We start from the raw sequence: 23475 nt of genomic DNA on the forward strand, positions 1-23475 counted from the left end.
GGACAGTGATGCGCAATTTCATGATCCGGGCCTTCGAGGCCGTCATCCTGGCCTTCAGCCTGCTGGCCGCTCTGGGCGTGACGCTGGCCGCCGCCGGCATGGTGATGGGCCAGGTGACCCTGGCCGAGCTGGACGGTCCGCTGTCGATGCTGGGCATGGGTACGGAGATGCAGGCGCAGCGGATGGCTGCGGAGATCACGGGAGAGCCGTTACCCGACGCCGTGCAGGGCAGCGCGCTGGCGGTCTGGCTCAGCGCCGGGGCGGTCCTTCTGGCCGGTTACCTGTCGATCATCCTGCTGAGCGGCGCGGCCCTGACCCTGACCGGGATCTACCGCCGTATGACCCGCCTGGTGAAGCTGATCGAGACCACCCCCACGGAGTGAACCCGGGGCCAGGGCGCTGGCGCCGCATCAGCGGCGAGGGGGCCTTCGCGTCAGCTGGTCTTCTTCTTTTTCTTCTTCGGCTTGGCCGTGTCGTTCTGGCTTTGGCTTGCGGCTTCATCGGCAAGCGCGGTCAGCGTGTCGTCGAGGGCCTGGCGCGCGCTGTTGTCGAGCGCATCCATGACCCGGGCCGTTTCGCGCAGGCGCGCCAGAACCGGCGCGGGGGTGCCGTCGCGGGTGGCGGCGGCCATCTGGGTGTCCAGCGCGGCACGATAGGGGGCGACCTCGCGTTCGTGGCGCGCGGCGATCACTGCGCGGGCCAGCACGGTTATGTCCCGGGGGGCGGTGAAATATTCCTTGCGGTCGCCCAGGTGGCGGCTGCCCTCGATCACCTGCCAGCCGTGCAGCTCCTTCAGACCCGCCGACACGTTGGAGCGGGCGAGGCCCAGGGTCTCGCTGATCTCGCCGGCGCTGAGCGGATCAGGCGACAGGTGCAGCAGGATCAGCATCTGCGCGGCAGAGCGGTTCAGGCCCCACGTGCTGCCCATTTCACCCCAATGCAGGATCATCGCCTGCATCGCCGGGGTCAGTTCGACCATGTGACCGGTTCTCCGTCTGCCCTGTGCTGTGAACAGACTTAGCACGGGTCCGGTCTATTCCAAAACACAGCCGAGCCCGCAGCGCGACCTTCGCCTATTTTTTCCCGATCCGGGGCTCTTCGCCGGCCAGCAGGCGCTGGATATTGGGCGCATGGCGAATGTAGATCAGCACCGCCAGGGCGATCGCCAGGACGATCATCCCGGGTCTGTCGAAGGCCCAGAGCCAGACCGGCACCGCCGCTGCGGCCACCAGCGCCGACAGGGACGAAATGCGGAAGACCAGCGCGGTGAAGGCCCAGGTGGCACAGGCCGCCAGACCCACGGGGAAGAACAGCGCCAGCAGCGTGCCCAGATAGGTCGCCACGCCCTTGCCGCCCCTGAAACCCAGCCAGACCGGAAAGCAATGGCCCAGGAAGGCGGCGAAGCCCGCCAGCTGCACCGCATCCGCATCGGCCAGGGCCCGCGCGATCAGCACCGCCGCCGCGCCCTTGCCGCTGTCGCAGATCAGGGTCAGCAGCGCGGCCAGCTTGTTGCCGGTGCGCAGCACGTTGGTGGCGCCGATGTTGCCCGATCCGATCTGGCGCAGGTCGCCCAGTCCGAAGGCGCGGGCGATGACGATGCCGAAGGGGATCGACCCCAGCAGGTAGCCCAGGCCGCCCGCCAGCAGCAGGGTCAGCGCGGGGGAGGTCAGCTCAGGCAGCCACATAGGACACCTCGCCGAAGACCAGCGCCCCACCCACCCAGGTCGCGCGGACACGGCCCTGCATCCGGGCGGAGTCGAAGGGGGTGTTCTTCGATTTCGAACGCAGCTTGAACCGGTCGAGCACGAAGGGCGCATGTGGGTCGAACAGCACCAGGTCGGCGGGGGCGCCGGTGGCCAGCCGCCCGGTTTCCAGCCCCAGCCGTTTCGACGGGTTCAGCGACAGGGCGCGGAACAGCACCGGCAGGGTCAGATCGCCCGCATGCACCAGCCGCATCGCGGCGGGCAGCAGGGTTTCCAGCGCCACCGCCCCGCTTGCCGCCTCTTCGAAGGGCAGGCGCTTGCTTTCCTCGTCCTGGGGCGTGTGCATCGAGCTGATGGTGTCGATCAGACCGGAGGCCACGGCCTCGACCACCGCCTGGCGGTCTTCCTCGGCGCGCAGCGGCGGCTTCACCTTGAAGAAGGTGCGGTAGTCCGAAACGTCGTATTCGTTCAGCGTCAGGTGGTGGATCGAGACGCCGGCGGTCACGTCCAGGCCGTTGCGCTTGGCCCGTTCCAGCGCGGGCAGGGCGCGGGCGGTGGTCACCTGGTCGAAGTGGTAGCGCGCGCCGGTCATCTCCAGCAGCGAGACATCGCGGTCGATGCCCATCCGTTCGGCCATGGGCGACACGGCCGAGAGGCCCTTCAGCGCGGCGAACTTTCCGGAGGTGGCGCAGGCGCCCGCCGAGAGGCCCGGTTCCTGGATATGGCCCAGCACCAGCGCGCCGCGGGCGCGGGCGTAGGTCAGGGCGCGTTGCAGGACCTTGGTGTCGGTGACGACATGGTCGCAATCGGTGAAGGCCACGGCGCCGGCATCCATAAGGAAGCCGATCTCCGTCATCTCGCGCCCCTGCCGGCCCTTGGTCAGCGCGGCCATGGGCAGGACGCGCACCGGCGCGGCTTCGCGCGCGCGGCGGGTGACGAATTCCAGCGTTTCGGGGTTGTCGATCGACGGATCGGTGTCGGGGCGGGTGACGATGGTGGTGACGCCGCCGGCGGCAGCGGAGCGTCCGGCGGTGCCAAAGCTCTCCTTGTGGCGCTCGCCCGGTTCGCAGACCTTTACGCCGATGTCGACGATGCCCGGCGCCAGGTACTTGCCGCCGCAATCCACGACCTCGGTGGCGCCATGGGCCTCCGCCTCGGCGCCGGTGGCCAGGATCCGGCCCTCGCCGATCAACAGGCTGCCGGGGGCCTCGGTGCCCGCCTCGGGGTCGATCAGGATCGCATTGGTGAGAAGGGTCGTGGTCATGGGCGCGCCTGCCTGTCGTCTGCGTCGTTGCGCCCGCTATACGCCATCGGGGGACGAGGGGGGAGGGGGGAAATGGCCCCCGTCCGGTCTGGGTCCGGCCCCGTGGCCCCGCCGCCGATGGCCCCGCGCCGTCAAATCAGCGCCAGGGCGACCCACAACAGCAGGCCCAGGGCGACGATCCCGGTGAGGATCAGCGTGATCTGCCAGGGCCGCGACAGGCGGAAGGGGCCGGGCAGGGGCCCCTGTGGTGGCGGCAGTGTGCCAGCGGTGGCCGTGCGCGTGGGGATCTGGCCCAGCCCGATGGGGGTGTAATCGGCGTCATACCGTCCGAGCAGGGACAGCCCGCGCGGCAGCGGCAGCACCCGGTCCTCCAGCCCCGTCAGCCGCCCGCGCAGCAGGACCACCGGCGCGGTCACTGCGTCCAGCCGGGCGCGGTCCGGCGTGACCTCCTCCGGATCCAGGCCCAGCCCTTCGGTCAGATAGCCCGACAGGCCCACGCCCTCCAGGTCGGCGGGGTTCACCAATTCCAGCTCATCCTCGGCCTCGGGGGGCAGGCCCAGCAGGGTGGCGAGGGTGGCGCCGGTCTCTCCGTTCAACCGGCGCGGCGCCAGAAGGGCGGCCATCTGCGGTGCCTCGGGGTCGACGGCCAGCAGGTAGACGGCGCTGCGATCGGCGGGCGTCAGGGTCAGCACCTCGGCGCTGGCGGGGATGACGGGGTCTGACGGCGACATGGCGGGCCTCGTGTTGCGACTGTGCTCAGGCGGTCTGTCAGTCGCGGATCCCCTCGATCAGGGAAAAGACCTTCTGACCGTCTGCTATACATTCAAACCCGATCTTCGGGGTCTGGGTTCCGCGTTTCCTCAGATGCCGTGCTTCGGCGACGGAGGCCGACGGGGCGCGCGCCGCTATGCGGCGGCCTCTGCCGCGCGGCGCTCGCGCAGGTTGCGGGCCAGAAGGTCCATGGCGGCCATGCGCACGGCCACGCCCATTTCCACCTGGTCGCGGATCACGCTGCGGTTGATGTCATCGGCGATGGTGCCGTCGATCTCGACGCCGCGGTTCATCGGGCCGGGGTGCATGACGATGGCATCGGGCGCGGCATGGGCCAGCTTCTCGGCGTCCAGGCCGTAGCGGTGGTAATACTCGCGTTCCGAAGGGATGAAACCGCCGTCCATGCGTTCCTTCTGCAGGCGCAGCATCATCACCACGTCCACGTCCTTCAGACCTTCTTCCATGCTGTCGTAGACCTCGCAGCCCAGCTCGGCGAAGGCGCCGGGCACCAGGGTGGGCGGGCCGACCAGGCGGATGCGGTTTTCCATCTTGTGCAGCAGCAGCAGGTTCGACCGCGCCACGCGCGAATGCGCGACGTCGCCGCAGATCGCGATGTTCAGCCGGTGCAGCCGCCCCTTGGCGCGGCGGATGGTCAGCGCGTCCAGCAGCGCCTGGGTGGGATGTTCGTGCCGCCCGTCCCCGGCGTTCAGCACGGCGCAGTTCACCTTCTCCGACAGCAGGTCGACGGCGCCCGAGTTCGGGTGGCGCACCACCAGCAGGTCCGGGTGCATGGCGTTCAGCGTCAGTGCGGTGTCGATCAGGGTCTCCCCCTTCTTCACCGAGCTGGCCTGCATCGCCATGTTCATCACGTCCGCGCCCAGTCGTTTGCCCGCCAGTTCGAAACTGGCCTGGGTGCGGGTGGAATTCTCGAAAAACATGTTGATCTGGGTGAGACCTGCCAGGGCCTCGGAATGCTTGTCATCCGAGCGGTTCAGCGCGACGTAATCCTCCGCCAGGTCGAGAAGGGTCGTGATCTCATCCGGGGCCAGCCGTTCGATGCCCAGAAGGTGCTGTTGCCTGAAGCTCATCTGCTGTCTCCCGCTCGTTTGGGGCCTTATAGGCGCGGGCAGGGGCGCGCGGCAAGCGGGGCGCGCTTTTCCCCGCGCAGACGGCAGGATAGGGTGGCGCCATGGAATCGCAGCCCCCCCTCGACATGATCGCAGAGATGCCCGCCGGCCAGATGGACTGGCACCTGGCGCGTGCCCTTCTGGAATGGCAGATCGAGATGGGCGTCGACGAATGCATGGCCGAGGCACCGGTCGATCGCTTCGCCGTGGAGGCCGAGCGCCCGAAGGCGCCGGCGCGCGCGCAGGGGCAGACCCACGCCCCCGAAACCCCGGTGCAGCCGCGCCAGGAGATCGATGCGGTGGAGGTCGCCCGCCAGGCCGCGGAGGGCGCCACCAGCCTGGAGGGCCTGCGCGAGGCCCTGGCCGCCTACGAGCATTGCGAGCTGAAGCGCGGCGCCCGCAGCCTGGTCTTCGCCGACGGTAATCCGGCGGCGAAGGTGATGATCCTGGGCGAGGCGCCGGGCCGCGACGAGGACCGCGAGGGGCGCCCCTTCGTCGGGCGGGCGGGCCAGCTGCTGGACCGGATGCTGGCCGCCATCGGCCTGGCGCGCGACGCCGAGGAGCCGGAGGAAGCGGTCTACATCACCAATGTGCTGCCCTGGCGGCCGCCGCAGAACCGCGACCCGAAGCCCGAGGAAATCGCCATGATGCTGCCCTTCGTGCAGAAGCACGTGGCGCTGGCAAATCCCGATGTGCTGATCCTGATGGGCAATATTTCCTGCCAGGCGGCGCTGAAGAAACGTGGTATCCTGAAACTGCGCGGCACCTGGGCCGAGGCCTTCGGCCTGCCCGCCCTGCCGATGACCCACCCCGCCTACCTGCTGCGCCAGCCCCATGCCAAGCGCGAGGCCTGGGCGGACCTGCTGTCGCTGAAGGCGCGGCTGGAGGACCGGGGCTGACGCCTGGCCCGGACCTGGTGCGCCCCGAGGAGGAGATCCGATGAGCGAGAAAGACTTCATCCCCGTGCGCATCGCCGTGCTGACCGTGTCCGACAGCCGGACCCTGGCCGAGGATCGGTCGGGCGACACGCTGGTGACGCGGATCGAGGCGGCGGGCCATGTCCTGGCCGCGCGCCACATCCTGCCCGACGACCGCCCCCGGATCCGCGACCAGCTGGCCGCCTGGGTGGCCGATCCGGACATCGACGTGGTGATCTCCACCGGGGGCACCGGGCTGACGGGGCGCGACGTGACCGTCGAGGCGCACCGCGATGTCTACGAGAAGGAGATCGAGGCCTTCGCCACGGTCTTCACCATCGTCTCGATGAACAAGATCGGCACCAGCGCGGTACAAAGCCGCGCCACGGGCGGCGTGGCGGGGGGGACCTACCTCTTCGCGCTGCCCGGCAGCCCGGGCGCCTGCAAGGATGCCTGGGACGAGATCCTGGTCAAACAGCTGGATTACCGCCACGCGCCCTGCAATTTCGTCGAAATTATGCCCCGTCTGGATGAACATCTGCGACGGAAACCGTGAACCTCTGCGTAAGACGTTCCAAGTGATCGTGTAGATCGTCATAACCGTATTGTTTGTTGGAGACTGACCGGGCGTGGTGCAGGCTGGCCGCCATGACCCTTGCCGCGCCGATCTGACGGGACCGAACCGCATGAGATTTCTCAGCCGCAGCCTCTTGGGGCTGTTCCTCCTTTCCCTGACCCTGGGCCTGCTGACCTACGCGGGCAGCCTGGTCTATGACGCGGTGCAGGTGCGCATGGCGCGCGAACCGTTTATGCCGCGCGGGCGCGAACGGGAGTTCGCGGTGAACGTGGTCGAGGCCCGCGCGGGCACCGTGGCTCCGGTGCTGACGGTCTTCGGCGAGGTCGAAAGCCGCCGCACCCTGGAAATCCGCGCCGCCGTGGGCGGCGAGGTGGTGGAACTGTCGGACGATTTCGTTGAAGGCGGGCAGGTCAGTGCGGGGCAGGTCCTGCTGCGGCTGGACCCGGCGCAGGCCGAAACCGCGCGGGACCGCGCCGAGGCGGACCTGGCCGATGCCCGGGCCGAACAGCGCGACGCGACCCGCGCGCTGGAGATCGCCCGCGACACGCTTGTTGCCGCCGAGGACCAGGCGGCGCTGCGTCAGCGCGCGCTGGAACGACAGCAGACCCTGATCGAACGTGGTGTCGGATCCGCCGCTGCAGAGGAGGACGCCGAGCTGGCCGCCTCCGCCGCGCGGCAGTCCGTGTTGTCGGCGCGCAACGCCCTGGCCGTAGCCGAGGCACGGGTCGACAGCGCCGCTACCGCCCTGCGCCGGGCGGAGCTGGACCGCGACGAGGCCGAGCGTGACCTGACCGACACGGTGATCCGCGCGGGCTTCGACGGGAAGCTGTCGGGCGTGGACCTGGTGGAAGGCCGCCGCGTCTCGGCCAGCGAGGCCCTGGCGCAGCTGATCGACCCCGATGCGCTGAACGTCGCCTTCCGCGTCTCCACCCCGCAATACGTGCGCCTGCTGGATGACGCGGGCCGCCTGCCGCCGCTGCCGGTCGAGGCCGCGCTGGAGGTCTTCGGCACGACCCTTTCGGCCGAGGGCGAGATCCGCCGCGACAGCGCCGCCGTGGGCGAGGGGCAGACGGGCCGGATGCTGCTGGCCGAACTGGGCCCGGCGCCGGGGCTGAAGCCCGGCGATTTCGTCACCGTCCGCGTGCAGGAACGCCCCCTGGAGGATCTGATCCGCCTGCCGGCCACGGCGCTGTCGGCCGATGGGCTGGTGCTGGCGATCAATGACGACAGCCGGCTGGAGGAATGGCCCGCCGAGCTGGTGCGCCGCCAGGGCGATGACATCCTGGTGCGCGCGCCCGCATTGGAAGGCCGCCTGATCGTGGCCGAACGCACGCCGCTTCTGGGGCAGGGGATCCTGGTGCGCCCCTTGGGCGGCCCGGAGGCCGCGACCGACGCAGGCGCGGAGGGTGCCGCGGGCCCCGCCGAGGCCGCGCAGATGATCCCCCTGACGCCCGAGCGCCGCGCCGAACTGGTGGCCATGGTCGAGGGCAACGACCGCCTGCCGCAGAAGGTGCGCGCACGTCTTCTGGCGCAGCTCGATCAGCCGCAGGTGCCGGCGCAGGTGATCGAACGCCTCGAACAGCGGCGCGGAGGCTGAGCCGATGCGCCCCGTCCCCCGCCGCGCCACCGGCCTGCTGAGCTATTTCACCCGCCACCGCACGGTCGCCAACCTGCTGCTGCTGGTCATGCTGGCCGCCGGCGTCGCCGCCCTGCCGCGCATGCGGGCGCAGTATTTCCCCGACATCATCGTTGACACGATCAGTGTCTCCGTCCGTTGGGATGGCGCGGGCGCCGAGGACGTGGACCGCGCCATCGTGCAGCTGCTGGACCCGGAACTGATGACGGTCGAGGGGGTGATGTCCTCCGAGGCGCGCTCCACCGAAGGGTCGGCGCGCATCAGCCTGGAGTTCGAGCCGGGCTGGGACATGGCCCGCGCCGCCGATGACGTGCAAAGCGCCGTCGACGGGGTGTCGAACCTGCCCGAGGAGGCCGAGGAGCCGGAGGTCAGCCGATCCGCCTGGCGCGATCGGGTGACCGACGTGGTCATTACCGGCCCTGTGGGGGTGGACCAGATCGCGCGTTTTGCCGATGAATTCGTCACCCGGCTCTTTGCCGAGGGCGTGACCCGCACCACGATCCGGGGCCTCTCGGCGCCGCAGGTGATCGTCGAGGTGCCCTCGCTGAACCTCATCGCCCATGACGTGACCATGGCCGAGATTGCCCAGGCCATCGGGGCGGAGGTCGATGCCTCCCCCGCGGGCGACGTGACCGGGGCCAATGCGCGGGTCCGGACGGGACGCGAGAAACGCTCCGCCGAGGAGATCGAGGCGCTGGTGCTGCGCCGGGGCGAGGATGGCGCGGCGCTGACCGTGGGCGACGTGGCCCGCGTGCGGGTCGAGGGCACGGACCGCGAGCGGACCTATTTCGTTGGCGACGACCCGGCGATTTCCGTCCGCGTCGACCGGTCCGACACGGGCGACGCCATCGCCATCCAGGACAGCGTGGAGAAGGTCGCGGCCGAGATGCTGCCGACCCTGCCCGAGGGCACGTCGATCGACCTGATCCGCACCCGGTCCGAACAGATCACCGGCCGCCTCGACATCCTGATCGAGAACGGCGCCATGGGGCTGGGCCTGGTGCTGTGCCTGCTGTTCCTGTTCCTCAACGCGCGCTCCGCCTTCTGGGTGGCCGCCGGGATCCCGGTGTCGATGCTGACGGCCATCGCGCTAATGTATGCCTTCGGTCTGACCCTGAACATGATCTCGCTTTTCGCGCTGATCATCACCTTGGGCATCGTGGTGGATGACGCCATCGTGGTCGCAGAATACGCCGATGCCCGCGTGCGCCGCCGGGGCGAAGGCCCGGTGGAGGCCGCCGAGGGCGCGGCGAAGCGCATGGCCATGCCGGTCTTCTCGGCCACGCTGACCACCGTGATCGCCTTCTTCGGCCTGACCGTGATCGAGGGCCGCTTCGGCGAGATGATCGCCGACATCCCCTTCACCGTCATCGTGGTGCTGATGGCCTCGCTGGTGGAATGCTTCCTGATCCTGCCCAACCACATGTCCCACGCCCTGGCCCATTCCGGCGAGGAACGCTGGTACGACTGGCCGTCGCGCCAGGTGAACCGCGGCTTCGGCTGGGTGCGCGACCGGCTGTTTCGCCCGGCCATGGGGCTGGTCATCCGCCTGCGCTACCCGGTGCTGGCCCTGGTGCTGGTGATCTTCGCCGGGCAGATGTCGAACTTCATCCGTGGCGATCTGCAATGGCGCTTCTTCAGCTCGCCGGAACGCGGGTCGGTGACCGGCAACTTCATGATGGCCCCGGGCGCCACCCGCGACGACACGCTGGCGATGATGCGCGAGATGCAGCGCGCCACCGAGGCCCTGGGCGCGCGGTATGAGGCCGAATACGGGGTGAACCCGGTCGATTATGCCATTGCCGAGATCGGCGGCAACTCGGGCCGGCCCCTGTCGGGATCGGACAGCAAGGAGCCGGACCAACTGGGCTCGATCACCATCGAGCTGATCGACCCCGATTTCCGCCCCTATTCCAGCTCCGCCTTCGTCAGCGCCCTGCAGGAGGAGGTGCAGCAGCACCCCCTGGCCGAGGTGGTCAGCTTCCGCGGCTGGGGCTCCGGCCCGGCGGGCGATTCGCTCGATGTGCAGTTCTCGGGCGCGGACCCGGATACCCTGAAGGCCGCGAGCCAGGACCTGCAGCAAGCCGTGCTGCGCTACCCCGAGGTTTCGGCGGTGGAGGACAACCTGTCCTACGACAAGGAAGAGATGATCCTGGAGCTGACCCCGCAGGGGGAGGCGCTTGGCTTCTCGGTGGATGAGCTGGGCCGGGTTTTGCGCAACCGTCTGAACGGCATCGAGGCGGCGACCTACCCAGTGGGGCCGCGATCGGCCGAGATCCGGGTGGAACTGCCGGAGGAGGAGTTGTCGGCGGATTTTCTCGAACGGATGATGCTGCGCAGCCCCGAGGGCGTCTACGTCCCGCTGGCGGATCTGGTGACGGTCGACCGCCGTTCCGGCTTCTCCACCGTGCGGCGCGAGAACGGCTTGCGCCTGCTGTCGGTGAACGGAGAGATTTCCGACGACGACCCGGCGCGGGCCGAGGAGATCCTGCGCACCCTGGAAACCGAGATCCTGCCGCGCATCGCCGCCGAACGGCAGGTGGAGTTCCGCCTTTCGGGCCTGGCGGAGCAGGAGGATGATTTCCTCGACGATGCGTTCTTCGGGCTGATGATGGTGCTGACGGGGATCTACCTCGTGCTGTCCTGGGTCTTTGCCAGCTGGACGCGGCCGCTGGTTGTCATGGCGATCATTCCCTTCGGCCTGGTCGGGGCTTTCTGGGGCCATGCCCTTTGGGGGGTGCCGCTGTCGATGTTCACGGTGGTGGGCCTGCTGGGGATGACCGGGATCATCATCAACGATTCCATCGTGCTAGTGACCACGGTCGATGAATATGCCGAAGGGCGGGGCCTGCGCCCGGCGATCATCGACGCCGCCGCCGACCGTCTGCGGCCCGTGATGCTGACCACGCTGACCACGGTGATGGGGCTGGCGCCGCTGCTTTACGAGAAATCCAGCCAGGCGCAGTTCCTGATGCCCACGGTCATCACCTTGGTCTACGGGCTGGGCTTCGGCATGGTGCTGGTGCTGCTGGTGGTGCCGGCGCTGATGGCGATGCAGGACGATATGGGACGGATGCGGGCGGGGCTGGGCCGGGCGCTGCGTACGCGCCGCGCGGGCGGGTTGCGGACCCTGATGGGGCTGGGTCTGGCGCTGGTGCTGGGATGGTTCGCGGCCACCCTGGGCCATGTCCTGTGGCAGGGGGCGCTGCCGTCGGTCCTGGCGGGGCTGGTGCCCGGTAGCGGGGGACTGGCGTCGGCGCTGCTGCTCTATCTCGCCGGGGCGGCGGTGATCGTGCTGGCGCTCTTCGCGGTGGCGGGACTGACCCTGCGCCGGCACGCCAGAGGCACGGCCTGAGACAGGGGGCTGACACCGGACGGCTCACACCGGGCAGCGCGGTGACATCAGCTGCGAACAGACCCGGAGGACGGCAGGAGCAGGGCTTTCCCCGCCTCAGCGGGCCGGGCAGCCCTCGATCTCGACCGCGTAGTTGTGGCCCAGCACGGTGATCTTCAGGCGCGAGCGATCCAGGTGCAGGCCCGAGGCGCCGGGGCTCAGGATCGCCTTGGACACCAGCGTGTCGCCCTCCCGGCGGCTGACCGAATCCGACACGACCGCACCGGGCACATGCGGCTCGAAGACCGTCACCTCGGTGCCTCCGGCCGAGGGCATGCGGATGCGCGCCTCGATCAGCAGGCCCTTGTCCTTGGGGCGCACGGCACAGGTGACGGAGCTGACCCGCGCCTCCTGCTCGCTGTAGGGCCGGCCGGCCAGCGCGGCGGCGATGGCCGGGGTGCGATCCCCGCCGGCGGGCAGGGTGCCGGCCACGCTGATATCCATCGGCACGCAGACATTTTCGCAGATGCCCAGGAAGATATCGCCGCGCAGCTCCACCGGGGCACCGTCGCGCGTCGGCGCGATGCGCAGGGGCAGCACCACGTGATCGTGGTAGCCGATGGAGCGCATTCCCGACAGCTCGAAGACCTCCGGTCGGGGCCAGATCACCTCGACCCGCTGGAGGTTGTCGGACCCCGACCAGTTGAAGCTGGGCGGGATGCCCGCGCTGCCGGGCTGGCGCCAGTAGGTCTTCCACCCGTCGGCCAGGGTCAGTTCCAGGCCCGCCACATGGGTCCCGTCGGCCTCGCGCCAGCCGGGCAGGATGCGGGCAGTCAGATACTCGGCGTAGGGATTTGCCACCGCCGGCGGCGCCAGGGCGGCCATCAGCAGCGAGAACAGGGAGAGAAGGCGAGCAACAGGTCTGATCATGGCCTTAGACATGGCGACAGACGGGCGAATTGCCAACTCACAAAGCAGAGACAGGCGTGAGAGGGCTTCAGGTTTGGGTGCTGAACAGCGCCTTAACGGTTGCAAATGATGCGAGAGCGCGTCAAAAGAGACGAGGTGGGGTTAGGTACAAGTCGTGGGGGCAGAGCAATTGCCTGGACTATTCGATCTCACTGGCAAGATCCTAATCGCGATGCCAGGCCTGTCTGACGAACGGTTCGCCAACACGGTGATCGTTCTATGCGCACATTCGGACGAAGGTGCAATGGGCCTCGTGGTGAACAAGCCCGCCGACCATGTGTCCCTGCCGTCCCTTCTCGACCAGTTGGAGATCCCCCGCTGCGCCGACCTGTCGGGCCGATCCGTCTATGCCGGCGGCCCGGTGGAGATGGAGCGCGGCTTCGTCCTGCATTCCCCCGATTACGATACCGAGATGTCGACGCTGCAGGTGAACGAGCAGTTCGCTATGACCGCGACCCTCGACGTGCTGGAGGATATCGCCGCTGGGCAGGGCCCGATGCTGGCGATGGTCGCCCTGGGCTATTGCGGCTGGGCACCCGGACAGCTGGAAGACGAGATCGCGCAGAACGGCTGGCTGGTCGGCGATCCGACCGGCGGCCTGGTCTTCGAGGCCGAGGATGATCGCAAGTGGGACCTGGCCATGTCCAGCCTGGGGATCGATCCGCTGAGCCTCTCGGCGGTCGCGGGCCGCGCCTGACCGGGGCAGACCGCCCGTCGCCGTTCCGATTTTCGGCAAATCTGCCTGCCGGGATCAGCCCCGGGGCGCGGCGGCACGGCGCAGCCGGTCATTGATCGCGCGGCCGATGCCCGTTTCTGGCACTGGCGCCACGGCGATCCGCTCGATCCCGTCGCGGTCCATTTCATGCAAGCGACGGAAGAGATTGGCCGCGGCCTCGGCCAGGTCCCCGGTTTCGGACAGCGAGTAGCGGCTGTCGGAGGGGCCGAAGGCCAGCAGCACCTCGTCCGGGCGCGGATCGGTGACGTTCAGCCGGACCTGCCCACGTGGCGCGTAGTGTGACAGCATCTGGCCCGGCGCCTCGATCTTCTGGGCCTGCGCCTCGGGGGCGGGCAAGGTCAGGCCGGTGCGCTCCAGGATTTCCTCCGCGCCGATACCGCCAGGGCGCAGCAGGCGCAGGGCGCCGTCGGGGGCGACCGACAGGATGGTCGATTCGACGCCCACGTCGCAGGGGCCGCCGTCGATCACCGCCGCGATGCGCCCGCCGAGACCCTCGATCACATGGGCCGGTTCCGTCGGGCTGATCCGGCCCGAGGGGTTGGCCGAGGGGGCGGCCAGCGGGCCGCCAAATTCGCGCAGCAGGGCACGCGCCGCCGGGTGGGCGGGCATGCGGATCGCCAGGGTGGGCAGGCCGGCGGTGACGCGCGGCGCGACGGCAGCCCCGGCGCGCAGGGGCAGCACCAGGGTCAGCGGGCCCGGCCAGAAGGCGCGGGCGAGCGCCAGCGCCTCGGGCGGGAAATCGGCCAGGCGCTGTGCCATGTTCATGTCGGCCACATGGGCGATCAGCGGGTTGAACGAGGGGCGGCCCTTGGCGGCATAGATCGCGGCCACCGTCGCGTCGGACCCCGCGTCCCCGGCCAGCCCGTAGACCGTTTCCGTGGGCATCGCCACCAGCGACCCGGCCCGCAGCAGATCCGCCGCGCGGGTCAGCGCGGTGGCATCGGTGCCCAGGATCTCGGTCTTTACCATGCTGATACGTATGCCTCTGGCCCGGCTCCGCTCTTCCGCAATGCGGGAGTTGTGACGCCGCGTTTGACTTTGATGCCCACCGGGTCGCGGTTAGATGTCGTACTCGGGCCGGGCTGTCCTACAGCCGGTGCCGCAGCTTGCCAAGATGCTGAGGGAGGAGACCCAAATGCCATTCCGCGCCCCCGTCGATGACGTCCGGTTCATCTTCGATCATGTCGTCGATTTCGACAAGGTCGCCGCAACCGATCGCTTTGCCGAAGCCTCCTCCGACACGGTCGACGCGATTCTGGGCGAGCTGGCCCGCCTGTCCGAAGAGGTCTGGGCGCCAATCAACCGCGATGGCGACACCGATCCGGCGATGCTGGAAAACGGTGTCGTGCGCACCTCCAAGGGCTTCAAGGAGGCCTTCGGCGCGCTGGCCGAGGGCGGCTGGCTGGGTCTGTCGGCGGCGGAAGACAACGGCGGCATGGGGCTGCCGCTGGCGCTGACCTCGGCGATGAACGACATGCTGTCGGCCTCCTGTCTGTCGCTGGGTCTGAACCCGCTGCTGACCCAGGGTCAGATCGAGGCGCTGGAAAACCACGCCAGCGACGCGCTGAAGGCGATGTACCTGCCCAAGCTGATCTCGGGCGAATGGACCGGCACGATGAACCTGACCGAGCCGCAGGCCGGGTCCGACGTGGGCGCGCTGCGCTCGAAGGCCGTGCCGAACGGCGACGGCACCTACGCGATCTCGGGGCAGAAGGTCTACATCTCCTGGGGCGATCACGATTTCGGCGGCAACGTCTGCCACCTGGTGCTGGCACGCCTGCCCGACGGGGTGCCGGGCACCAAGGGCATCAGCCTCTTCATGGTGCCCAAGTACATTCCCAACGAGGACGGCTCGCTGGGTGAGGCCAACAGCCTGCGCGTGGTCAGCCTGGAGCACAAGATGGGCCTGCACGGCAGCCCGACCGCGGTGATGGAATACGACGGCGCCACCGGCTGGCTGGTCGGCGAGGAGCATAAGGGCATGGCCGCGATGTTCACCATGATGAACAACGCGCGCCTCGGCGTCGGCATCCAGGGGCTGGGCGCGGCCGAAGGGGCCTACCAGAAGGCGCTGGAGTTCGCGCTGGAGCGCAAGCAGGGCCGCACCCCGCTGGAGGGCAAGGGGGGCACCGGCGCCATCGCCGATTTCGCCGACGTCCGCCGGATGCTGGGCGAGATGCGTGCCGACATCTTTACCGCCCGCTCGATCGCCCTGGCCTGTGCCGTGGCCATCGACATGGGCCACGCCACCGGCGAGGCGGAGTGGAAGGCGCGCGCCGCCTTCCTGACCCCGATCGCCAAGGCCTTCGGCACCGAAACCGGCATGCGCGTCTCCGAGATGGGGATGCAGGTGCACGGCGGCATGGGCTTCATCGAGGAGACGGGCGCGGCGCAGTATTACCGCGACGTCCGCGTGACCGCGATCTACGAAGGCACCAACGGCATTCAGGCCATGGACCTGGTGGCGCGCAAGATGATGGACAAGGGCGAGACGGCCTTTGCCCTGATCGACGAGATGCAGGCCTTCACCGAAACGGCGCGCGCCAGCTGCGACACCCTGGCCGAACCGCTGTGGCAGGCCATCGAGACCCTGCGCGAGGCGACCGAGTGGATGCTGGCACAGGGCGACCTGAACGAGCGGTTCGCCGGCTGCGTGCCCTACCTGATGGGCTTCGCCCGGGTGCTGGGCGGCTACTACCACCTGAAGGCCGCACTGGCCGAGGGCGGGGAGGGACCGCGCTCGCGCCTGGCCGCCTTCTACTTGAAACGTCTGCTGCCGGAACATGCGGGCCTGCTGGCCCACGCCACCGCAGGGGCCGCGGACCTCTATGCGCTGAGCATAGAGGACCTGTCGGCGTGACCGTCGCGGGCGCCATCCGTTTCCCCTGGGAAGAGGCGCCAGCCCCGGGGGAGGCGGTGGAGATCGCCGAGGGCGTGCTGTGGATCCGTCTGCCGCTGCCCATGGCGCTGAACCACGTGAACATCTACGCGCTGGACGATGGTGACGGCTGGACCCTGGTGGATACCGGGATCCATACCCGTGAGGCGAAGGCGCTGTGGCAGGAGCTGCTGGCGGGCCCCCTGGCGGGCAAACCCGTCACCCGCGTGCTGATCACCCACCACCACCCCGATCACATCGGCATGGCGGGCTGGTTCATGAAACACCATGGGGCCGAGCTGCTGACCTCGCGCACCTCCTGGCTGATGGCGCGGATGCTGATCCTCGACGAGGAAACGCGCCCGACCGAACAGGCGGTGACCTTCTGGACTCGCGCCGGGATGGACCCGGAGCTGCGCGCCAAGCGCGAGGGGGGCCGGCCCTTCAACTTCGTCGACGCGGTTCACCGCCTGCCGCCGGGTTACACCCGCCTGCAGGAAGGCGATGTGATCCGCGCAGGCGGTCGCGACTGGGACATCCGCATGGGCAACGGCCACGCGCCCGAGCATGTCACGCTGTGGTCCCGGGACGACGCTCTGGTGCTGGGGGGCGATCAGCTCCTGTCGTCGATCAGCCCCAACATCGGCGTCCATGTGACCGAACCCGAGGCCGATCCCATGGCCGAGTTCCTGGAGGCCAGCCGTCGCCTGGCCGCCCATGCCCGCGAGGACCAGCTGGTGCTGGGCGGTCACAAGCTGCCCTACACAGGGCTGCCCATGCGGCTGCGGCAGATGATCGACAACCATGTCTCTGGGGTGGAGCGGCTGAAGGACTTCCTCGCCACCCCGCGCACCGTGGTCGACTGCTTCCCGCAGCTGTTCATGCGCCGCATCGACGAGGGAAATTACGGGCTGGCCATGGCCGAATCCCTCGCGCATCTTAACTACCTTCACAAGCGGGGTGAGATCACCCGGCGGCTGCGCGCGGATGGCGCCTGGGAGTGGCAGAGCCACTGACCGGCCGCCTCCGCGTCCCAAGTGGGCAGGAGAGAGGACCGAGATGCGCGAAACCATGGTATCGACCAGTGCCGAGATGGCCGAGGACGCGGTGCTGCCCTGCCGGCACGAGGTGCATTCCGATGGCCGCGCGCCGCAGGGGCCCTTGCCCGAGAACGTGATCGACAAGCCGGTGGAGAAGAAGAGCCCCGCCGCTTGGGCCTATGAGCGGCTGATCCTCTACATCCAGCAGTTCGAGGAAAGTCTGAACGGCGACGAGGAGGTCGCCATGGGCTTCGCCGGCGGTGACGCGGGCGTTCTGCGGATCGAGGGGATGGGCTATTTCGACCCCGATATCGTGACCTTCACCGGCACCGATGCCCAGGGGGCGAAAACCCAGCTGGTGCAGCATGTCAGCCAGCTGTCGGTGATCCTGCGGGCGATGCCGAAACGCCCCGAGGTGGCGGAGCCTGCCCGCATCGGCTTCCGCCTGCGGCGGGATCTGGAAAACACCGCCACCTGAGCGACCGAAACAGGTGACAGGGGCCGATCTTTGCAGTATTCCCGGCCCTGTAACGACCACCGGGAGGATAGACGATGGCCGAGCACAAGCATGGCGAAATGGACATTGAACCGCAGGAAAAGACCTTCGAGGGCTTTATCAAGGCCGCGATGTGGGTCTGCGGCATTTCGATCGGCGTGCTGGTCATCCTCGCCCTGTTCAACAGCTGATCCCGCGCCTGCCGCGTCGGGGGGCAAGCCCAGCAGGGCCGATCTACGGAGATTTCCATGAAACGCCTGATTCTTGCCCTGGCCGCCATCGGCGTGCTTGCCGGCTGTGCTGCGAAAAACGCCGACTACGACCAGCCGGCGCCCGAGATGGCGGAGGATTCCTATCGCCACCCCGGCCCGCCGTCGCTGACGCTGATCACCATCCGCTCCAATGACACCGGCAAGGGGGCGCATACGGCGCTGCTGATCAGCGGGTCGGAGCGGGTGATCTTCGATCCCGCCGGCTCCTTCCACCATCCGCAGATTCGCCGCGAAGGCGACGTCCTGGTGGGCATCAGCCCGGCCTTCTGGGAAGGCTACCGTTCGATGCACGCGCGCGACACGCATCATTTCGACACCCAGACCGTGACGGTCTCTCCTGAAGTGGCCGAACAGGCGCTGCGCCTGGCCTACGCCCGTGGCGGCGTGGCGGGGGCGCAATGCGCGCTGTCGACCTCGGGGCTGCTGTCGAAGCTGCCGGGCTTCGGCGGTATCCGTCAGACTTGGTGGCCGAACCAGCTGCAGGAGTCCTTCGAGCAGGTGACGGGCGTTGCGCCGACCTCCTACTACGAGGATTACAGCCCGGTGCCCGAGGGCGCGATCCTGGGCATTGACCGAACCACGGTCGCCCGCGCCGAGGGCTGACAGGCCCCGACGCGATGGACATGAAAAAGGCCGGCCCGGTGACGGGTCGGCCTTTTCTCTGCCCGGAAGGGACGCGGCTTTTGCGGTGTCAGCCCATCAACCACAGCATCAGGTAAAGGGTGCCCAGACCGCAGACGATGGCCAGCAGGGTGCGCCGGAATATCACCCCCAGGGCCAGGGTGACCAGCGCGGCGGTCAGGCGCGGCGGGTCCATCTCGCCCCCCGTGGCGCCGGGCCAGACGACCAGCGGCGCCACCAGCGCCGGCAGCACGGCGACCGGGGTGTAGCGCAGGTGGCGCAGCAGCCATTCCGGCATCTGCCGTTTGCCGATCAGCCCGAGGAAGGCAAAGCGTAGGGCGAAACTGCCCAGGCCCAGCCCGATGATGACGATCCACAGGTCGACGCGGTCGATGGCCGCGCCGGTGGCGAGGTCGGTCCCGTTCATGTGCTGGCCTCCGTCTGGCTGCGTTTCTCGATCGCGGCGCCGGTCATCATGCCCGCCAGGGCGGCGATCAGCAGGCCGAGGTTGTAGGGCAGCCCGGCAAAGACCAGCGCCAGCGCGATGGCCACGCCGCAGGCCGCGAGGTGCGCGACCGAGCGCAGCATTGGCGCCACCATGGCGATGAAGGTGATCGGCAGGGCGAAGTCCAGCGCCAGTTCCGGCGGGATGGTCGATCCGACCATGGCCCCGATCACGGTGAAGACGTACCAGAAGGGGCAGATCGGGATGATCACCCCGAAGAAATACCCCACCTTCTGCGACACCGACCAGTCACGATGCTTTTCAAAGGCCATGACGGAACAGGCATAGCTTTGATCCACCAGGAAATAGGCCGCCAACGCCCGCTGCCACAGGGGCGCGCCGCCGATATGCGGGGTCAGCGAGGCCGAGTACATCGCCATGCGCAGGTTGACCGCCAGGGCCGAAACCAGCGCCACCGCCACCGGCGCCCCGTCGCGCAGCAGTTGCAGCGAGGCGAACTGGGACGCCCCGGCGATCACGGCGATGGAATAGACCAGCGCCTCGTAGACCTTCAGCCCCGCCTCTGAGGCGACCACGCCGAAGAGCATGGCGAAGGGGCCGACGACCAGGAGGAAGGGCGCGCCATCGCGCATGCCTCGGAGGAAGGTCGCGCGGGCGCTGGCGGGGGAGGGGGTTTCGGCGTAGGCTGTCATGGGTCGTATCGCTACCCGGCAACCCGGCCAGAGGCAATCCGAGATACATGCACAACGCATATTCCGCATCTTCCGGTATGGACGGACGCAGGGCCGGTCAGGGGCGTGACGGGGCGCGCGCATGATGCGGCCCGGCATGATCCTGGCTGGTGGCTTGTCGCGCCGCATGGAGGGGCGCGAGAAGGCGCTGCTGCCGCTGGCGGGGCGTCCGCTGCTGTCCCATGTCATCGACCGGGTGGAGCCGCAGCTGTCGCACCTGGCGCTGAACGCCAATGGCGATCCCGCACGGCTGGAGCGCTTTGGCCTGCTGATCGTCCCCGATCACCTGCCCGAAGGGGTGCCGGAGCGCCCTGGCCCGCTGGCCGGCGTGCTGGCCGCGATGGACTGGGCGGCGGGGCTGGGGGCCAAGCGGGTCTTTACCCTCGCGGGCGATCAGCCCTTCCTGCCCGGGGATTTCGTGCCGCGCCTGCTGATGGCCGCCGAGGACCACGACGGTCCGGTGCTGGCGCAAAGCCGCGACGCGGCGGGTGAGATGCGCCTGCACCCGACCTGTGCGCTCTGGCCCGTGGCACTGGCCGAGGATCTGCGCGGCGCGCTTCAGGCTGGGCAGCGGCGGATGATGGGCTGGGCGGAAAGCCGGGGCGCCCGGGCGGTGGAGTTCGCCGCGCCCGGCCTCGACCCCTTCTTCAACATCAACACGCCCGAGGATCTGGCCCGGGCGCAGGCGCTGATGGACGGCTGAGGGGTTATTCGCTGCGCAGGCCGGTCTCGACCAGCATGTCCTGGCGCTTGGCCTCGAAGTAGTAGCCGCGGGCGTACCATTTCACTGCCGTCGCCTCGTCCCCGTCGGACAGAAGCCAGGCACCGCGCAGGTATTTCACCGCGTATTTCAGGTTGGTTTCCGCATCCAGCAGGTCCCGCGGCTGGCCGGCAAAGCCCATGGAGCGGGCGGTGGCCGGCAGGATCTGCATCAGCCCGTAGTAGGGGCCGTTGCGGGCGCCGGGCCGATGGGTGCTTTCGCGGATCACCACCCGTTGGACCAGGGTCACCGGCACTTCGTATTCCGCCGCGTATTGCTCGATCAGTCCGCGCAGTTCGGGCGTCTCGTTGGGGTAGAGCGGCGCCGTGTCGCGGAAGGCCATGTAGGGCTGTTCGGGATCGGGCGTGCTGCAGGCGGCAAGGGGCAGAAGGCAGGCAAAAACCAGGGTCAGGGTGGTGAGGGGGCGCATCGGCCAGGCTCCGGTAAACTCGGTTACCAAGGGCTTACGGCAGGGGGGCGAAATCGCAAAGCGCGGCGGGGCACGATAGGCGGAGGGTTGCGCAACGCAGCCGGTCGAGAGCCCTTTTTTGCCTAGCTGAGACGCGTATCGACGACCCACCAGCCAGGCTGCGCGGCGCGCAGCATCCGCGCAGCCTCCGCCGCCGTGACGCCATCGGGAAAGAGCGCGAAACAGCTGGCGCCGGAGCCGGACATGCGCGCGATCAGGCAGCCCGGCAGGCTGGTCAGCGCGCCCAACACGGCGCCGATGGCAGGCTCCAGCGCCAGCGCCGGGGCCTCCAGGTCGTTGCGGGTGGTGGCAAGCCAGGTCGTCAGGTCGGCGGGTGTGGCCAGATCTTCGGGGATCTCGCCCATCCCGGGATTGTCGCGCTTTTCCAGACGCTTGAAGACGGCCGGCGTGGCGACGGGGCGGCCAGGGTTCACCAGCACAGCGGGCAGGGGCGGCAGGCCGTGGAGGGGCGTCACCACCTCTCCCAGCCCCTGCATCCGCGCGGCACGGGCCGCCAGGCAGACGGGCACGTCGGCGCCCAGCACCTCCGGGTGATCGGGCAGGGGCGTGCCCAGATCGGCCAGCCCGCGCAGCACGGCGGCGGCGTCGGAGGATCCGCCCCCGATGCCCGCCTGGTTCGGCAGATGCTTCTCCAGCGCGATGGCGACGGGGCGCCCGGCAAGGCGCGCGGCCTTGAGGCACAGATTGCCGTCATCCACCGGCACACCGGCGCTGCGGGGGCCGGTGACGGTCAGGGAATAGTCCTCGGCAGGGGTAACGGAGAGGCAATCGCCCAGGTCCGCGAAGACCACGAGCGAATCAAGCAGGTGATAGCCGTCGGCGCGCTGGCCGGTGACGTGCAGGGCCAGGTTCACCTTGGCCGGCGCCAGCAGCGCGGACCCGGTGGGCGTGTCGGTCTGGGTCATCGGAACCTCGGGCAGCCTTGAAGGGGCGGATCAGCCGCCGTCGGCGGCGACCTGTTCCGTGCCCTTCTGCTCTTCCGCCAGCACGGCGTCCAGCCCCGCGGCCAGCTTGCGTCGGATGCGGTCGGCCTCGTCCTCTTCGGGATTGAAGGACAGGGCGCGGGTCCACTGGAATTGCGCCTCGCGGATGCGGCCCACCTTCCAGTAGACATCGCCCAGGTGGTCGTTGATCACCGGGTCGACGGGCATCAACTCTGCCGCGCGTTCCATCTGCACCACCGCGTCCTCGTAGCGGCCCAGCTGGTAGAAGGCCCAGCCCAGGCTGTCGACGATGTAGCCCGACGAGTTGTCCAGCTCGACCGCGCGCTCGATCATCGTCAGCGCCTCGTCCAGGTTCTCCCCCTTCTCGACCATGGCGTAGCCGAGATAGTTCAGCAGGTTGGGCTGATCGGGGTTGATCGCGAGGGCGGCGCGGAAATCCGTCTTGGCGTCTTCCCAGTTGTCCAGCCGTTCCTGGCTCATGCCGCGGGCGTAGTAGACGAACCATTTCGACGGGTCGTCACCACTGTAGAGATCCAGCGCCGCGTCATAGGCCTGAACGGCATCCATGTGGCGGCCCTGCCAGCGGTAGTGATCCCCGCGCGAGGCCTGGATCTTGGGTAGGGTAGGGTAGGTGGCGGCCAGCTGGTCCAGCACCTCGATCGCCGCATCCTCGCGGCCGGCGCGGCGCAGCGCCGTGGCACGGCCCAGCTCGGCCAGGTAGAAATTCGGGTTGTCGCGCGGCACGGCGCGGTAGGCGCGGGTCGCCAGTTCGGGGCGCCCCAGGTCCTCCAGCAGCTCGCCCGACAGCAGGATGGCATCGACGTGGTCGGGGCGCAGCGCGGTGGCGACGCGGGCGTAAAGCAGGGTGTAGGCCTCGGCGGTTTCCTGTTCCAGCGCGGCGGCCACGGAATAGAACACCTCAGCTACGCCGTCGGCGACGGAGTTGACATGGCTGTTGGGCAGGGTTTCCCCGGCGGCCAGCCGTTCGCGCAGGTCCTTGATCTCCATCCCCGGGTCGGAGCCGAAGATGCTGTCCAGCAGGCTCAGCGCATCCTCGTTGCGATCGAGCTGCGACAGGGCTTCGACCCGGGACAGCACGCTGCGGCGTGTCATCTGCACCGGGTTTTCGCTGTCGGAGGCATAGAGCGCCTCGGCGCCCTCGTAATCGCCCACGTAGGACAGGGCCAGCGCCTTGTGATAGCGGGCGAAGCGAGCCAGGCCGGGTTCACCGGCGACGCTGTCGAACCGCGCCAGCGCGGCGCCCATGTTGCCCTGGCCCAGTTCCATCCAGGCGGCCAGCAGCCCGTCGACCAGCGGGCCGATGGCACGGCTCTGCTCGATGCGGGTCAGCACCGAGGCGTAATCCTCGCGTTTCACCGCATCGACGATCAGGGCCATGTGGCCGACCTGGCTGTCGATGTTCATCTCGTCCAGCCGCTGTGCCGGGCTGAGGGCGGCATCCACCGCCCCGGCGGAGACCTGGGCCATGATCAGCCCATCGAGCAGCAGCGGTTCGCGCGGCTGGTCGCCGAGCGCACGCATGTAGTAGTGGATCGCCGCATCATAGTCGGAGGTTAGCCGGGCCTGGCGCGCGGCAAGGTAGTTGCCGGCCAGGTCCGCCGCCGCCACGGGCAACGGCAGCAGGACGGCGCAGGTCAGCGCCGTCAGCGATGCGGAGAGCTTCATTCCTGTCATGCCGTACCTCTCGGTATTTCTGGTCAGCCGAGACTAGAAGCGGGCGGT

Annotated in this window: 24 protein-coding genes; 12 read left to right on the forward strand and 12 right to left on the reverse strand. The window is 69.0% G+C overall.

The window, feature by feature from the left end; translation table 11 throughout:
* Window positions 1-8 precede the first annotated feature (8 nt).
* Window positions 9-383, forward strand: coding sequence for a hypothetical protein (locus CVM50_RS01650; RefSeq protein ID WP_085886425.1), 375 nt, complete (start codon window positions 9-11; stop codon window positions 381-383).
* 50 nt (window positions 384-433) lie between these two features.
* Here CVM50_RS01650 and CVM50_RS01655 read toward each other — a convergent pair whose 3' ends face one another.
* The 5 genes from CVM50_RS01655 to CVM50_RS01675 all read right to left on the reverse strand — a co-directional run bounded on the left by CVM50_RS01655 (window position 434) and on the right by CVM50_RS01675 (window position 4826).
* Window positions 434-979 (reverse strand): GbsR/MarR family transcriptional regulator, encoded by a 546-nt coding sequence (locus CVM50_RS01655; protein ID WP_085886424.1) that lies wholly within the window; start codon window positions 977-979, stop codon window positions 434-436.
* Between the two features lie 94 nt (window positions 980-1073).
* Complete coding sequence (gene plsY, locus CVM50_RS01660) at window positions 1074-1685, reverse strand: glycerol-3-phosphate 1-O-acyltransferase PlsY (protein WP_100148413.1); 612 nt, start codon at window positions 1683-1685, stop codon at window positions 1074-1076.
* Complete coding sequence (gene pyrC, locus CVM50_RS01665; RefSeq protein ID WP_085886423.1) at window positions 1672-2967, reverse strand: dihydroorotase; 1296 nt, start codon at window positions 2965-2967, stop codon at window positions 1672-1674. Before pyrC ends, plsY begins: the two co-directional genes overlap by 14 nt.
* A 131-nt stretch (window positions 2968-3098) precedes the next feature.
* Entirely contained in the window at window positions 3099-3698 is a 600-nt protein-coding gene (locus CVM50_RS01670; protein ID WP_085886422.1) for a hypothetical protein, read from the reverse strand.
* 174 nt (window positions 3699-3872) lie between these two features.
* A complete protein-coding gene (locus CVM50_RS01675) occupies window positions 3873-4826 on the reverse strand; it encodes an aspartate carbamoyltransferase catalytic subunit (RefSeq protein ID WP_085886421.1) in 954 nt (317 codons plus the stop codon).
* Window positions 4827-4927: 101 nt separating this feature from the next.
* Here CVM50_RS01675 and CVM50_RS01680 point away from each other — a divergent pair, with 101 nt between their 5' ends.
* From CVM50_RS01680 to CVM50_RS01695, 4 genes are all read left to right on the forward strand, one after another.
* Window positions 4928-5764 carry a uracil-DNA glycosylase gene (locus CVM50_RS01680; protein ID WP_232618123.1) on the forward strand — a complete coding sequence of 279 codons (837 nt, stop codon included), beginning with the start codon at window positions 4928-4930 and terminating at the stop codon, window positions 5762-5764.
* A gap of 40 nt (window positions 5765-5804) precedes the next feature.
* Window positions 5805-6338: a molybdenum cofactor biosynthesis protein B gene (gene moaB / locus CVM50_RS01685; protein WP_085886420.1), complete on the forward strand. Its 534-nt coding sequence runs from the start codon at window positions 5805-5807 to the stop codon at window positions 6336-6338.
* Window positions 6339-6468: 130 nt separating this feature from the next.
* Window positions 6469-7956 carry an efflux RND transporter periplasmic adaptor subunit gene (locus tag CVM50_RS01690; protein WP_085886419.1) on the forward strand — a complete coding sequence of 496 codons (1488 nt, stop codon included), beginning with the start codon at window positions 6469-6471 and terminating at the stop codon, window positions 7954-7956.
* A gap of 4 nt (window positions 7957-7960) precedes the next feature.
* The gene (locus CVM50_RS01695) at window positions 7961-11350 is read left to right on the forward strand and encodes an efflux RND transporter permease subunit (protein ID WP_085886418.1); all 3390 of its coding nucleotides are present in this window, start codon (window positions 7961-7963) and stop codon (window positions 11348-11350) included.
* Between the two features lie 96 nt (window positions 11351-11446).
* On the opposite strand, the gene CVM50_RS01700 is transcribed toward CVM50_RS01695, so the two are convergent.
* Window positions 11447-12259: a protein-disulfide reductase DsbD domain-containing protein gene (locus CVM50_RS01700; protein ID WP_085886417.1), complete on the reverse strand. Its 813-nt coding sequence runs from the start codon at window positions 12257-12259 to the stop codon at window positions 11447-11449.
* A 169-nt stretch (window positions 12260-12428) separates the two neighbouring features.
* Between CVM50_RS01700 and CVM50_RS01705 the strand changes: the two genes are divergently transcribed.
* Complete coding sequence (locus CVM50_RS01705) at window positions 12429-12995, forward strand: YqgE/AlgH family protein (protein WP_268808198.1); 567 nt, start codon at window positions 12429-12431, stop codon at window positions 12993-12995.
* 54 nt (window positions 12996-13049) lie between these two features.
* On the opposite strand, the gene CVM50_RS01710 is transcribed toward CVM50_RS01705, so the two are convergent.
* Entirely contained in the window at window positions 13050-14003 is a 954-nt protein-coding gene (locus CVM50_RS01710) for an L-threonylcarbamoyladenylate synthase (RefSeq protein WP_085886415.1), read from the reverse strand.
* 166 nt (window positions 14004-14169) lie between these two features.
* Here CVM50_RS01710 and CVM50_RS01715 point away from each other — a divergent pair, with 166 nt between their 5' ends.
* From CVM50_RS01715 to CVM50_RS01735, 5 genes are all read left to right on the forward strand, one after another.
* A complete protein-coding gene (locus CVM50_RS01715; protein ID WP_085886414.1) occupies window positions 14170-15894 on the forward strand; it encodes an acyl-CoA dehydrogenase in 1725 nt (574 codons plus the stop codon).
* On the forward strand, window positions 15891-16928 hold the full coding sequence (locus tag CVM50_RS01720) for an MBL fold metallo-hydrolase (RefSeq protein WP_085886413.1): 1038 nt from the start codon (window positions 15891-15893) through the stop codon (window positions 16926-16928). Before CVM50_RS01715 ends, CVM50_RS01720 begins: the two co-directional genes overlap by 4 nt.
* A 43-nt stretch (window positions 16929-16971) precedes the next feature.
* Window positions 16972-17430 (forward strand): hypothetical protein, encoded by a 459-nt coding sequence (locus tag CVM50_RS01725; RefSeq protein WP_198431833.1) that lies wholly within the window; start codon window positions 16972-16974, stop codon window positions 17428-17430.
* A gap of 74 nt (window positions 17431-17504) precedes the next feature.
* Window positions 17505-17639 (forward strand): aa3-type cytochrome c oxidase subunit IV, encoded by a 135-nt coding sequence (locus CVM50_RS01730; RefSeq protein ID WP_085886412.1) that lies wholly within the window; start codon window positions 17505-17507, stop codon window positions 17637-17639.
* Window positions 17640-17696: 57 nt separating this feature from the next.
* Window positions 17697-18323, forward strand: coding sequence for a hypothetical protein (locus CVM50_RS01735; RefSeq protein WP_085886411.1), 627 nt, complete (start codon window positions 17697-17699; stop codon window positions 18321-18323).
* 88 nt (window positions 18324-18411) lie between these two features.
* Here CVM50_RS01735 and CVM50_RS01740 read toward each other — a convergent pair whose 3' ends face one another.
* Window positions 18412-18768: an AzlD domain-containing protein gene (locus CVM50_RS01740; protein ID WP_085886410.1), complete on the reverse strand. Its 357-nt coding sequence runs from the start codon at window positions 18766-18768 to the stop codon at window positions 18412-18414.
* Window positions 18765-19499, reverse strand: a complete 735-nt coding sequence (locus CVM50_RS01745) for an AzlC family ABC transporter permease (RefSeq protein ID WP_085886409.1) — start codon at window positions 19497-19499, stop codon at window positions 18765-18767. Before CVM50_RS01745 ends, CVM50_RS01740 begins: the two co-directional genes overlap by 4 nt.
* A gap of 121 nt (window positions 19500-19620) precedes the next feature.
* Between CVM50_RS01745 and mobA the strand changes: the two genes are divergently transcribed.
* Complete coding sequence (gene mobA, locus CVM50_RS01750; protein WP_085886408.1) at window positions 19621-20241, forward strand: molybdenum cofactor guanylyltransferase MobA; 621 nt, start codon at window positions 19621-19623, stop codon at window positions 20239-20241.
* A 4-nt stretch (window positions 20242-20245) separates the two neighbouring features.
* Here mobA and CVM50_RS01755 read toward each other — a convergent pair whose 3' ends face one another.
* From CVM50_RS01755 to CVM50_RS01765, 3 genes are all read right to left on the reverse strand, one after another.
* A complete protein-coding gene (locus CVM50_RS01755) occupies window positions 20246-20728 on the reverse strand; it encodes a lytic transglycosylase domain-containing protein (RefSeq protein WP_085886407.1) in 483 nt (160 codons plus the stop codon).
* Between the two features lie 122 nt (window positions 20729-20850).
* Complete coding sequence (locus CVM50_RS01760) at window positions 20851-21693, reverse strand: 4-(cytidine 5'-diphospho)-2-C-methyl-D-erythritol kinase (RefSeq protein ID WP_085886406.1); 843 nt, start codon at window positions 21691-21693, stop codon at window positions 20851-20853.
* A 30-nt stretch (window positions 21694-21723) separates the two neighbouring features.
* Entirely contained in the window at window positions 21724-23427 is a 1704-nt protein-coding gene (locus tag CVM50_RS01765) for a tetratricopeptide repeat protein (protein WP_085886405.1), read from the reverse strand.
* Between the last annotated feature and the right edge of the window lie 48 nt (window positions 23428-23475).

The sequence above is a fragment of the Pseudooceanicola marinus genome, assembly GCF_002786295.1.
In the GTDB taxonomy this organism is placed as follows: domain Bacteria; phylum Pseudomonadota; class Alphaproteobacteria; order Rhodobacterales; family Rhodobacteraceae; genus Pseudooceanicola; species Pseudooceanicola marinus.

What these genes read in the sequence shown, in the direction of transcription:
- CVM50_RS01680 (WP_232618123.1), top strand. Translation starts at nt 4,928, where the DNA reads ATGGAATCGCAGCCCCCCCTCGACATGATCGCAGAGATGCCCGCCGGC.
- CVM50_RS01745 (WP_085886409.1), bottom strand. Translation starts at nt 19,499, where the DNA reads ATGACAGCCTACGCCGAAACCCCCTCCCCCGCCAGCGCCCGCGCGACC.
- mobA (WP_085886408.1), top strand. Translation starts at nt 19,621, where the DNA reads ATGATGCGGCCCGGCATGATCCTGGCTGGTGGCTTGTCGCGCCGCATG.
- CVM50_RS01650 (WP_085886425.1), top strand. Translation starts at nt 9, where the DNA reads ATGCGCAATTTCATGATCCGGGCCTTCGAGGCCGTCATCCTGGCCTTC.
- CVM50_RS01735 (WP_085886411.1), top strand. Translation starts at nt 17,697, where the DNA reads ATGAAACGCCTGATTCTTGCCCTGGCCGCCATCGGCGTGCTTGCCGGC.
- CVM50_RS01675 (WP_085886421.1), bottom strand. Translation starts at nt 4,826, where the DNA reads ATGAGCTTCAGGCAACAGCACCTTCTGGGCATCGAACGGCTGGCCCCG.
- CVM50_RS01755 (WP_085886407.1), bottom strand. Translation starts at nt 20,728, where the DNA reads ATGCGCCCCCTCACCACCCTGACCCTGGTTTTTGCCTGCCTTCTGCCC.
- plsY (WP_100148413.1), bottom strand. Translation starts at nt 1,685, where the DNA reads ATGTGGCTGCCTGAGCTGACCTCCCCCGCGCTGACCCTGCTGCTGGCG.
- CVM50_RS01710 (WP_085886415.1), bottom strand. Translation starts at nt 14,003, where the DNA reads ATGGTAAAGACCGAGATCCTGGGCACCGATGCCACCGCGCTGACCCGC.
- CVM50_RS01765 (WP_085886405.1), bottom strand. Translation starts at nt 23,427, where the DNA reads ATGACAGGAATGAAGCTCTCCGCATCGCTGACGGCGCTGACCTGCGCC.
- CVM50_RS01725 (WP_198431833.1), top strand. Translation starts at nt 16,972, where the DNA reads ATGCGCGAAACCATGGTATCGACCAGTGCCGAGATGGCCGAGGACGCG.
- CVM50_RS01690 (WP_085886419.1), top strand. Translation starts at nt 6,469, where the DNA reads ATGAGATTTCTCAGCCGCAGCCTCTTGGGGCTGTTCCTCCTTTCCCTG.
- CVM50_RS01670 (WP_085886422.1), bottom strand. Translation starts at nt 3,698, where the DNA reads ATGTCGCCGTCAGACCCCGTCATCCCCGCCAGCGCCGAGGTGCTGACC.
- CVM50_RS01655 (WP_085886424.1), bottom strand. Translation starts at nt 979, where the DNA reads ATGGTCGAACTGACCCCGGCGATGCAGGCGATGATCCTGCATTGGGGT.
- CVM50_RS01740 (WP_085886410.1), bottom strand. Translation starts at nt 18,768, where the DNA reads ATGAACGGGACCGACCTCGCCACCGGCGCGGCCATCGACCGCGTCGAC.
- CVM50_RS01715 (WP_085886414.1), top strand. Translation starts at nt 14,170, where the DNA reads ATGCCATTCCGCGCCCCCGTCGATGACGTCCGGTTCATCTTCGATCAT.
- CVM50_RS01700 (WP_085886417.1), bottom strand. Translation starts at nt 12,259, where the DNA reads ATGATCAGACCTGTTGCTCGCCTTCTCTCCCTGTTCTCGCTGCTGATG.
- pyrC (WP_085886423.1), bottom strand. Translation starts at nt 2,967, where the DNA reads ATGACCACGACCCTTCTCACCAATGCGATCCTGATCGACCCCGAGGCG.
- moaB (WP_085886420.1), top strand. Translation starts at nt 5,805, where the DNA reads ATGAGCGAGAAAGACTTCATCCCCGTGCGCATCGCCGTGCTGACCGTG.
- CVM50_RS01730 (WP_085886412.1), top strand. Translation starts at nt 17,505, where the DNA reads ATGGCCGAGCACAAGCATGGCGAAATGGACATTGAACCGCAGGAAAAG.
- CVM50_RS01695 (WP_085886418.1), top strand. Translation starts at nt 7,961, where the DNA reads ATGCGCCCCGTCCCCCGCCGCGCCACCGGCCTGCTGAGCTATTTCACC.
- CVM50_RS01760 (WP_085886406.1), bottom strand. Translation starts at nt 21,693, where the DNA reads ATGACCCAGACCGACACGCCCACCGGGTCCGCGCTGCTGGCGCCGGCC.